General features: G+C 70.9%; 9 protein-coding genes. 1 reads left to right on the forward strand and 8 read right to left on the reverse strand.

Annotation, left to right across the window (positions count from 1 at the left end; all coding sequences use genetic code 11):
- Positions 1–108 precede the first annotated feature (108 nt).
- The 8 genes from purH to HLH21_RS15625 form a co-directional block, all read right to left on the reverse strand.
- Positions 109–1,686 (reverse strand): bifunctional phosphoribosylaminoimidazolecarboxamide formyltransferase/IMP cyclohydrolase, encoded by a 1,578-nt coding sequence (gene purH / locus HLH21_RS15590; protein ID WP_182944675.1) that lies wholly within the window; start codon positions 1,684–1,686, stop codon positions 109–111.
- Positions 1,687–1,902: 216 nt separating this feature from the next.
- Entirely contained in the window at positions 1,903–2,706 is an 804-nt protein-coding gene (locus tag HLH21_RS15595) for an aminotransferase class IV (protein WP_182944676.1), read from the reverse strand.
- The gene (locus HLH21_RS15600) at positions 2,703–4,088 is read right to left on the reverse strand and encodes an anthranilate synthase component I family protein (RefSeq protein WP_182944677.1); all 1,386 of its coding nucleotides are present in this window, start codon (positions 4,086–4,088) and stop codon (positions 2,703–2,705) included. Before HLH21_RS15600 ends, HLH21_RS15595 begins: the two co-directional genes overlap by 4 nt.
- On the reverse strand, positions 4,088–5,971 hold the full coding sequence (gene ptsP / locus HLH21_RS15605; RefSeq protein ID WP_182944678.1) for a phosphoenolpyruvate--protein phosphotransferase: 1,884 nt from the start codon (positions 5,969–5,971) through the stop codon (positions 4,088–4,090). The genes HLH21_RS15600 and ptsP overlap by 1 nt, the downstream gene beginning before the upstream one ends.
- Complete coding sequence (locus tag HLH21_RS15610) at positions 5,958–6,263, reverse strand: HPr family phosphocarrier protein (protein ID WP_182944679.1); 306 nt, start codon at positions 6,261–6,263, stop codon at positions 5,958–5,960. The genes ptsP and HLH21_RS15610 overlap by 14 nt, the downstream gene beginning before the upstream one ends.
- A gap of 7 nt (positions 6,264–6,270) precedes the next feature.
- Positions 6,271–6,768, reverse strand: coding sequence for a PTS sugar transporter subunit IIA (locus HLH21_RS15615; RefSeq protein WP_182944680.1), 498 nt, complete (start codon positions 6,766–6,768; stop codon positions 6,271–6,273).
- On the reverse strand, positions 6,765–7,808 hold the full coding sequence (rapZ, locus tag HLH21_RS15620) for an RNase adapter RapZ (protein ID WP_264811641.1): 1,044 nt from the start codon (positions 7,806–7,808) through the stop codon (positions 6,765–6,767). Before rapZ ends, HLH21_RS15615 begins: the two co-directional genes overlap by 4 nt.
- Before the next feature lie 130 nt (positions 7,809–7,938).
- Complete coding sequence (locus HLH21_RS15625) at positions 7,939–8,391, reverse strand: HPr kinase/phosphorylase (RefSeq protein ID WP_373319567.1); 453 nt, start codon at positions 8,389–8,391, stop codon at positions 7,939–7,941.
- A 170-nt stretch (positions 8,392–8,561) separates the two neighbouring features.
- Here HLH21_RS15625 and HLH21_RS15630 point away from each other — a divergent pair, with 170 nt between their 5' ends.
- The gene (locus tag HLH21_RS15630; protein WP_182944682.1) at positions 8,562–8,885 is read left to right on the forward strand and encodes a Rid family hydrolase; all 324 of its coding nucleotides are present in this window, start codon (positions 8,562–8,564) and stop codon (positions 8,883–8,885) included.
- The last annotated feature ends 104 nt before the right edge of the window (positions 8,886–8,989 follow it).

Here is an 8,989-nt window from a genome sequence, read left to right on the forward strand (position 1 = left end):
GCCAGTGCTCGTCTGTCTGTCGTCTTGCGTCCGTCCCGGCGGGGAACGCGGCCGGACGGGCCAGTGAAATGGATCCCGCCCCGCGCCACAATCCCCGCCGCCGGGGGATCAGTGCCGGAAGTGACGCATACCTGTGAACACCATGGCGATGCCCGCGCGGTCGGCGGCGGCGATGACCTCGTCATCGCGGATCGATCCGCCGGGCTGGATCACCGCCGTGGCGCCGGCCGCGATCGCGGCTTCCAGCCCGTCGGCGAAGGGGAAGAACGCATCGGACGCCACCACGCTGCCGGTCGTCAGCGGCTGGTCCAGGCCGGCGGCCTTCGCGGCCTCGGCCCCCTTGACCGCCGCGATCCGGGCGGAGTCCACGCGGCTCATCTGCCCGGCGCCGATCCCGGCGGTGGCCTGCCCCTTGGCGTAGACGATGGCGTTCGACTTCACATGCTTGCCGACGCGGAAGGCGAAGATCAGGTCCGCCATCTCGGCCGCGGTCGGCGCGCGCGCCGTCACGATCTTCAGGTCGGCGGGCGCGATCCGCCCGTTGTCGCGCGTCTGGGCCAGGAAGCCGCCGGCGACCGAACGGATGGTGACGCCGCCCGCGGCCGGGTCGGGCATCGCGCCCGTCAGCAGCAGGCGCAGGTTCTTCTTCTTCGCCAGGATGGCGCAGGCCTCGTCGGTCGCGTCGGGGGCCACGATGACCTCGGTGAAGATCGCGGCGATGCGCGACGCGGCCTCGGCATCCAGGGTGCGGTTCAGCGCCACGATCCCGCCGAAGGCCGAAACCGGGTCGCAGCGCAGCGCCAGGTCCCATGCCGCCGCCAGCGTGTCGGCCGTGGCGACGCCGCAGGGGTTGGCGTGCTTGACGATGACAACCGCCGGCCCGTCGAATTCGGCCACAGCCTCGAACGCCGCGTCGGTGTCGTTCAGGTTGTTGTAGGACAGGGACTTGCCCTGCACCTGGCGGGCGGTGGCGACGCCGGGGCGCGTGCTGCCGTCGGCATAGAAGGCGGCGTGCTGATGCGGGTTCTCGCCATAGCGCAGGCTCTCGCGCCGCAGGCCGGCCACGCTCAGGCGGTCGGGCAGGATGTCGCCGCGCTGGGCCGCGAACCAGGCCGCGATGGCGGAATCATACGCGGCGGTACGGGCGTAGGCCGCACCCGCCAGCGCGCGCCGCGCCACCAGCGTGGTGCCGCCGGCGGCCAGGGCGTCGATGATCGCGCCATATTGCGCCGGGTCGGTCAGCACCACGACATGGTCGTGGTTCTTGGCCGCCGCGCGGATCAGGGCCGGCCCGCCGATATCGATGTTCTCGATGCAGTCCTCTTCCCCCGCGCCGGAGGCCACCGTGGCCTCGAACGGGTAGAGGTTCACCGCGACCAGGTCGATCGGCGCGATCTTGTGCTGGTCCATCTGTTCCAGGTGGGCCGGCAGGTCGCGGCGGCCGAGGATGCCGCCATGGATCTGCGGCACCAGGGTCTTGACCCGGCCGTCGAGGATTTCGGGGAAGCCGGTATGGTCCGAGACCTCGGTCACCGGCAGGCCGGCATCGCGCAGCGCCTTGGCCGACCCGCCGGTCGACAGGATCTCCGCCCCATGGGCGATCAGGGCGCGGGCGAGGTCGAGCAACCCCGTCTTGTCGGAGACGGAAATCAGGGCGCGCCGGACCGGCACGGGCGTCTGGGTCATCGGGGGGCGACCTTTCACGGGTGGATGGACAGGAAAGCCCGCGTCCTTATCCAACCCTGGCCAAGGGGGCAACAATCCTGTGCGCCGGAATGGTCGGCCCTGTCCCGAGAACAAGGGCGGTCAAGGCGGCCGAAGCCGGAACCGCCGGATATCGGTTGCGCGCGTTCCGCGGTGGGCCGTGCGACAGGACTGAAGGGGCCGATACGCCGGGCATTCCTACGCATACACGCAGGCCCGAATGGCGTCCGCCATCCCCGCCATGCGCGCCAGGGCCACGCCGTCCAGCGAGGCGACCTCGCGCACCGACAGGCTGCTGGTCAGGAATACGCCCTCGGCGTGGCGCAGGTCGTCCAGGTCCAGCGGCGCCTCGTCCAGCATCCCCGCCGCCAGCAGGACCGCGCGCGCGATGCCCGGCAGCGCACCCTCGGCCACCGGCGGTGTCACCAGACGCCCCTGCCGATGGATGACGATGGTGCTGGCCGAGGCCTCGGCCACGCGTCCGGCCAGGTTCAGCATCAGGGCTTCGTCGCCGCCCTGCCGTGCGGCCTCCAGCCGTGCGAGGACATTCGGGAGGTAATTCAGGCTCTTGATCCGCGAGAGCGGCGAGGCCTCATCCCGCCGGACCTGCGTGCTGACGATCATGTTCGCGGGCGGCAGCGGGGCGGAAGGGGGCGGGGCGGCCGTGACCAGCAGGGTCGGCGACGGCTGGACCGGCGGCATGACCCCGCGCGGGCCGCAGCCGCGCGTGAGCGTCAGGCGCAGCGATCCGTCCATCATGTCGTTGTGGCGCACCACCCGGCGCAGCACGTCCTCGATCCGGTCCAGGTCCGGCTGGGGGAACATCAGGATCTCGGCCCCCTGGCGCAGCCGATCCAGATGCCGGGCAAGGTGGCCGATGCGACCCTGCGCCACGCGCATCGTCTCGAACACGCCGTCGCCCAGGGTCAGGCCCCGATCACCTGGGGCGATGCACGCCGCGTCGGCCGAAACCAGCCCATCATTCAGCCACAGCCACGTCATGATCCGGCTGTCCCGTCGAACAAAGACAACAGCGGTGCGATCTTGAGGCACATTTCCGCATATTCCCGATCCGGATCGGACAGGATGGTGATCCCGCCCCCCGCCGCGGCCTCGATCCCGTCCGGGGTCGTCGCCAGGGCGCGGATGATGACCGAACTGTCCATCGCGCCGTCGGTTCCGATGCGAAAGACCGCGCCACAATAGGCGTGCCGGGCCGAGGCTTCCAGCGCGTCGATGATCCGCATCGCCTGGTGCTTGGGCGCGCCGGTGACCGAGCCCGGCGGCAGGGTGGCGCGCAGCACATCGAAGGCATCCCGCCCGGGGGCCAGCACCGCCCGCACCTCGGACACCAGATGGTGGACATGGGCGAACCGTTCGACCGTCAGCAATTCGGGGACATGGACGCTGCCGATCCGCGCCACCCGGCCCAGATCGTTTCGCATCAGGTCCACGATCATCACGTTTTCGGCCCGTTCCTTGTCGTCCGCCGCCAGTTCGGCGCACAGGGCCGCGTCCTCCCCGGCGGTGGCGCCGCGTGGCCGGGTGCCCTTGATCGGCCGCGTCCGCAGGGCGCCGTCCGCCCCCAGATGCACGAACCGTTCGGGCGACGCCGACAGCAGGCCGAAATGCGGCCCGCAGGCCAGCCACGCCCCGAACGGCGCGGGCGAGGCCCGGCGCAGCGCGCGATAGATGTCGATGTCCGCCAGGCCCCCGGGACGGGCGGCGCGCATCCGCCCGGTGATATTGACCTGGAAGATGTCGCCGGCGGCGATCCGTTCCACCGCCAGGGCCACCGCCGCGACGTAATGGTCGGGCGTCTGGTCGGGGACGAAGCGCAGGTACGGCAGGGGCGCCGGCGGCGGCGCGGCCGCGATCGCCCGCCACTCCGCCGTGGCACGGGCGAACAGGGGGGCGGGTTCGGCGCGGATGGTCGCCAGATGAACCCGCCGCGCCATGCGGTCGAACAGCAGGGCGTGATCGTAATAGCCCGCCGCCAGGTCCGGACAGGCCGGATCGGGGGCATGGCGGGTCGCCACCCCTTCCAGGCGCTGCCCCACCGCATAGCCCGCGAAGCCGATCAGCCCGCCCGCGAACGGCCAGTCGCCGGCCGGGATGTGCGGCGGCAGCAGGCCGCGCAGGACCGCCAGCGGGTCGATGTCCTCCCTCGCCCCCCGACCTGCGACCGGCACGCCGTCCAGGCGACAGACCCCGCCGCGCCATTCGACCACATGGATCGGCCGGCGGCACAGGATGGTCCAGCGCGCGCGCGGGCCGACCTCCCCGCCGCTGTCCAGGCAGGCCAGCCACGGTTCGTCCCGCCAGGACCACAGCACATCGTCCGGGTCGCGCCAGGGCAGTTCGACCGCGCGAACCCCCGACATCACACGCCGGCGGCGAAGGCGTCGATCAGGGCGGTCACTTCCTCGACACCCGATACCTGCATCACGCAGTGGGCCAGGCGCCGGCAATCCTCGAAGGACAGGGCGCGCACCACCCGCTTGACGCGCGGCACCGCCGACGCGGTCATCGAGAACGACCGCAGGCCCAGCCCGACCAGCAGCGGCACCACCCGCGGATCGCCCGCGATCTCGCCACAGACCGAAATCGGCCGATATTGCCGCAGCGCGGCCTCGGTCACCGTCTGGATCAGGCGCAGCACGGCGGGATGCAGCGGGTGATACAGCGATGCGACCTCGGCCGAGGCCCGGTCCGCCGCCAGGGTGTACATCGTCAGGTCGTTGGTGCCGATGGCCAGGAATTCGGCCTCCTGCGCCAGGGAATCGCCCATGATCGCAGCGGCGGGCGTTTCCGCCATGATCCCCAGCGGCGGCAGGGTATCGCCCAGCTTCACGCCCCGGCGGCGCAGGCGGCGGGCGACGCGATGATAGATTTCGCGCGCCTCGCGGATCTCGTGCACCGAGGTCACCATCGGCAGCATGACGCGGACCGGGCCGGCCACCGAGGCCTTCAGGATGGCGGCGAACTGCGTCTCGAGGATCGCGGGGTGGCGCAGCAGCAGGCGCAGCCCCCTTACCCCCAGCGCGGGGTTGAGATTGTCGCCCATGTCCGACAGGCCGGCGCGGGTCAGGGCCTCGCTCTGCTTCTCGCCCCCCCAGTCGACGACGCGGATGGTGGTGGTGTCGCCGGCCATCGCCGCGATCACCTCGGCATAGACCGCTTCCTGTCCGTCCTCGTCGGGCATCGTCTCGGCGTTGATGAACAGGAATTCGGTCCGCAGCAGCCCGATGCCCGACGCGCCGGATTGTGCGATCAGCGGCAGTTCGGCGGGCAGTTCCAGGTTGGCCTGCAACTGCAGCTTCTCGCCGCTGGACAATTTCGCGGGCAGGCGCCGCAGGCGGCCCAGCGCCTGGCGTTCGCGCGCGTAATCGGCCACGCCGCGACGGGCGGCCGCCAGCGTGTCCTCGCCGGGGTCGATCACCACCGTGCCGGCACTGCCATCGACCACCATCGTGGCGCCGTCGCGCACCCGCGCCATCAGCCCGTGGGCGGCCAGCACGGCGGGGATGCCCAGCGCCCGCAGCATGATGGCGGTATGGTCGGTCGACCCGCCTTCCTCGGTCACCACCGCGACGATGCGCGACGGGTCGATCAGGGCGGCGTCGGCGGGACGGAGCTGTTCGGTCACCAGCACCGCGCCCACGGGCAGCGCGTTGAAGGACCGGAAGGGCATATGGCCCAGATTGCGGACCAGCCGGCGCCCGATCTCGCGGAACTCGCCGGCGCGGCGCTGGGCGGCGGCGGCGTCATCGCCAGCCGGGGCCGGGTCGCCGGGGTCGCCCAGCATGGCCCGCGCCAGGGCCTCGGTCTCCTGCCGGACGGCGGCCTCGGCCAGCAGCCCGTCCCGGGCGATGCGCTGGCGGATGCCGCGTTGCAGCCGCGACGGCCCCAGCATCCGGCGATAGACCTCCAGCAGCGATCCGATTTCGATCTGGCTGTCCTCGGGCAGCAGGGCCAGCCGGTCGCGCAGGCGTTCGACCTGCCGGACCGAGCGTTCGATCGCGTCGGTCAGGCGGGCCAGTTCGTGGTCGGGGTCGTCGGCGCGCGCGGCCTCGTCGATATCGGGCGCGGGGCCTTCGACGGCCATCGCCGCCGGGCCGATGGCCACGCCGTGAGAGGTCGCGTCCCCCCCCAGCCGGTATTCCGCCGGCGCTCCGGCCCCACGGTCGGCGGCACGCGCGCGCCGGCCGCGCCCTTCGGCGGGGGCGCCGGGAACGCCGGCGGGACTGCCGTCAGTCGTCTTCATGGAAGCCGGCCTCGACCAGGGCCACAAGGGCCTCGACCGCCGCGTGGGCATCCCATCCCGTGGCCAGCAGCATGATCGACTCCCCCCGGCCCGCGCCCAGCATCATCAGCCCCATGATCGAACGGGCCGAGACGCTCTGGTCGGCGCGCGCGACCTCGACATTCGCGTCGAACTGCTCGGCCACCGTGACCAGCTTCGCCGCCGCGCGCGCATGCAGGCCACGGCGGTTGACCATGGTCACGGTGACGGACAGAACTTCGGGGTCCTGGGGATCGAGCCCGGCCGTGGACATGCCCCGATCAGCCGGCGGCGACCCGCCGCGGCGCGGCACGGTACGCGGCCTGGGGCGGCACCTCCGCCGGGCGGTCGCCGTACAGGCAGCTACGTGCGCCGCCCAGGCATTGCGGCGGCAGGTGCGAGGCGGTGGAGATGTATTTGCGCCCAGCGCCCTCGGCCAGGTCGGCGCATTCGGCCAGCGTATGGCCGTTGCGGATCTGCGCCAGCTTCACCAGCATCGGCACGTTGACGCCGGCCAGGACCTCGACCCGCCCGTCTTCCAGGGTGGAAATCGCCAGGTTGGACGGCGTGCTGCCGAACATGTCGGTCAGCAGCAGGACACCGTCGCCGGTATCGACGCCGGCGATCGCCGCCTGCAGATCCCCGCGACGCAGCACCGGGTCGTCCTCGGCCTCGATATTCAGGGTGGACATCTGGCGCTGCGGCCCCACCACATGTTCCATCGCGCGTCTCAGGGTCTCCCCCAGCTCGCCATGGGTGACGAGAACCATACCGATCATGAAGAATATCGTCCTTCCACGACGTCCGTCGCGTGTTCCTTCGGCCGGCTGGCCCATCGCCAGCTGCAGCGTCCCTGTCGGGCGAGCTCGCGGTGCATGACGATGACCGGCCATGCTCCCCGTTCATCCGCCATAGCCGATTGCACATCGGGCGGGCCAGAGGCCTTTTCAATATGGGGAGCAGATTCCCGCCGGTCACGCTCGGCAAGCCGTCCGGCCAGGGCTTCGACCAGGGTCACCGACCGGTGCCGCCCGCCCGAGCAGCCGATGGCGATGGTGGCGTATTTCTTCCCCTCGCGCACGAAGCGCGGCAGCACCAGGTCCAGCATCCTGTCGATCTGGTCCAGGAAGCGGGGATAATCGGGATCGGCCTCGACATAGGCCGCGACCGGGGCGTCCAGACCCGTCATGCTGGACAGGGCGGGGTCGTAGTACGGATTACGCAGGAAGCGGGCGTCGAAGACCATGTCGGCCTCGCGCGGCAGGCCGGCGGGAAAGGCGAAGGACATCAGGGCGACGGTCAGCCCCTCGGCCATGCGGCCGCCCCACTGGCCGAAGCGCGTTTCGACGATCTGGCGCAGTTCCGGCGGCGGCAGGTCTGAAGTGTCGATCACCACGTCCGCCGCCGCCCGCAGCCGGGCGGTCAGCGCGATCTCGGCCTCGATGCCTTCCTTGACCGTGCCGCGCATCGCCAGCGGATGGCGGCGGCGCGTCGCGGTGTAGCGGCGCAGCAGGACGCTTTCCTCGGCGGTCGCATAGATCAGTTCGGCCTGCAGTTCCGGATTGACGCGCAGCCGCGCCAGCGCCGCCAGCACCGCCGCGGCGTCGAACCCCCGGGTGCGGGAGTCCACGCCGATCGCCACCGGCTGTTCGGCGCGGGTCACGATCTCGTCCAGCATGCCCAGCGGCGGGTTGTCGATCACCTCGTGCCCCAGATCCTCGAGGATACGCAGAATCGAGGATTTGCCTGCCCCGGACAGGCCGGTGACCAGCAGGATGCGACGTGGCGCCGGTACTCCGTCATGTGAAGAATCCGTCACGGGAAATCCTGGCTGGACAACGGGCCGAACCGTTCGGAAACCGAAAACGGTCGTCGCGCCGCACATGGATAGGCAGTCGACGCCCCTGCATCTGACACCGAACGGGCGGGCATGGAAAGAACCGCACGCATCACATCTGTTGAGACGTTAACATTTTGCAACGCCCATCCAGGCAGTCAAGGGCCAGATTGACCCGCGCCACGGCCGACGGCAAGGCGGGATCGATCCGGATTTCGGGCAGGCCCGTCGCCGCGTCCCGCCCCGGCGCCGGCAGGCGGTCGGGCCATTGCCCCGGCCCGACCAGGCGCACCACCAGCACGGCGCGGGCACGGGCCAGGAACGGCATCCGCGCGATCCCCATGCCGCGGACTTCGATCAGTCCCGCCAGGCGCGCCGGGGCCGAGGCCCATCCATCCACCATGTCCACCCGGTCGTCGGCGACCAGGTCGTAGCCCGCATCCACCAGCCGCAGCAGCAGGTCGGACTTCCCCGCCCCCGACGGCCCCGTCAGCAGGACACCATCCCCATCCCGCGCGGCGCAGCTTGCATGAAGCTGCATCCCGCCCAGACCGCCCCGATTCATTTTCACCCTCCCCGCTTGTCCCGCCCTGGCGACGACCGACATGATCGTTGCCGATATGGCCGCAGGGGCACACGCTGGGCCGGAAGGGCATTTCACCGTTTGAAATTCATCGGAAACGGAATATGACGATTCCGTTATTTTTGCGATAGGCAAAGGAGCGTCCGCACGACATGACGGGACAGGACATCCATGTTCACCATCTGACGGGGATCGGCCGGGCAACCGGCCAGGGCAGCCCCGGCCTGGTCGAGCAATGCCGCCTGGCCCTGGATCACGGTGCGGCGGTCCTGGCGCGCAGCGGCCATGCGATGGAGGACGTGACGCGCGTTGTCTTCCTGCTGAGCAACACCGACGGCTTCGCCGCATGCTTTCCGCACCTGCGCGAGGCGTTCGGATCGGGCCGCCCGGCCACGACCCTGCGTCTGGTCCCCGGTTTCGACGACCCGGAAGTCCTGATCGAGATCGAACTGGTGGTGGGCCAGCCCGACGCCTGAGAGTATCCGTTGTGATCAAGCGGCTTTTGGCGTCCAGAGGCGGTTGTCCCGCAACAGCGCGTTGGCGAGAACGATGAGTTTTCGCATGATGGCGGTAATGGCGA

It is taken from the genome of Gluconacetobacter johannae (assembly GCF_014174305.1).
GTDB classification, from domain to species: domain Bacteria; phylum Pseudomonadota; class Alphaproteobacteria; order Acetobacterales; family Acetobacteraceae; genus Gluconacetobacter; species Gluconacetobacter johannae.

Bases quoted from the DNA above. Each gene is read 5' to 3' on its own strand.
- ptsP (WP_182944678.1), bottom strand. From the start codon at position 5,971: ATGAAGACGACTGACGGCAGTCCCGCCGGCGTTCCCGGCGCCCCCGCC.
- HLH21_RS15615 (WP_182944680.1), bottom strand. From the start codon at position 6,768: ATGATCGGTATGGTTCTCGTCACCCATGGCGAGCTGGGGGAGACCCTG.
- purH (WP_182944675.1), bottom strand. From the start codon at position 1,686: ATGACCCAGACGCCCGTGCCGGTCCGGCGCGCCCTGATTTCCGTCTCC.
- HLH21_RS15630 (WP_182944682.1), top strand. From the start codon at position 8,562: ATGACGGGACAGGACATCCATGTTCACCATCTGACGGGGATCGGCCGG.
- HLH21_RS15625 (WP_373319567.1), bottom strand. From the start codon at position 8,391: ATGAATCGGGGCGGTCTGGGCGGGATGCAGCTTCATGCAAGCTGCGCC.
- HLH21_RS15600 (WP_182944677.1), bottom strand. From the start codon at position 4,088: ATGTCGGGGGTTCGCGCGGTCGAACTGCCCTGGCGCGACCCGGACGAT.
- HLH21_RS15610 (WP_182944679.1), bottom strand. From the start codon at position 6,263: ATGTCCACGGCCGGGCTCGATCCCCAGGACCCCGAAGTTCTGTCCGTC.
- HLH21_RS15595 (WP_182944676.1), bottom strand. From the start codon at position 2,706: ATGACGTGGCTGTGGCTGAATGATGGGCTGGTTTCGGCCGACGCGGCG.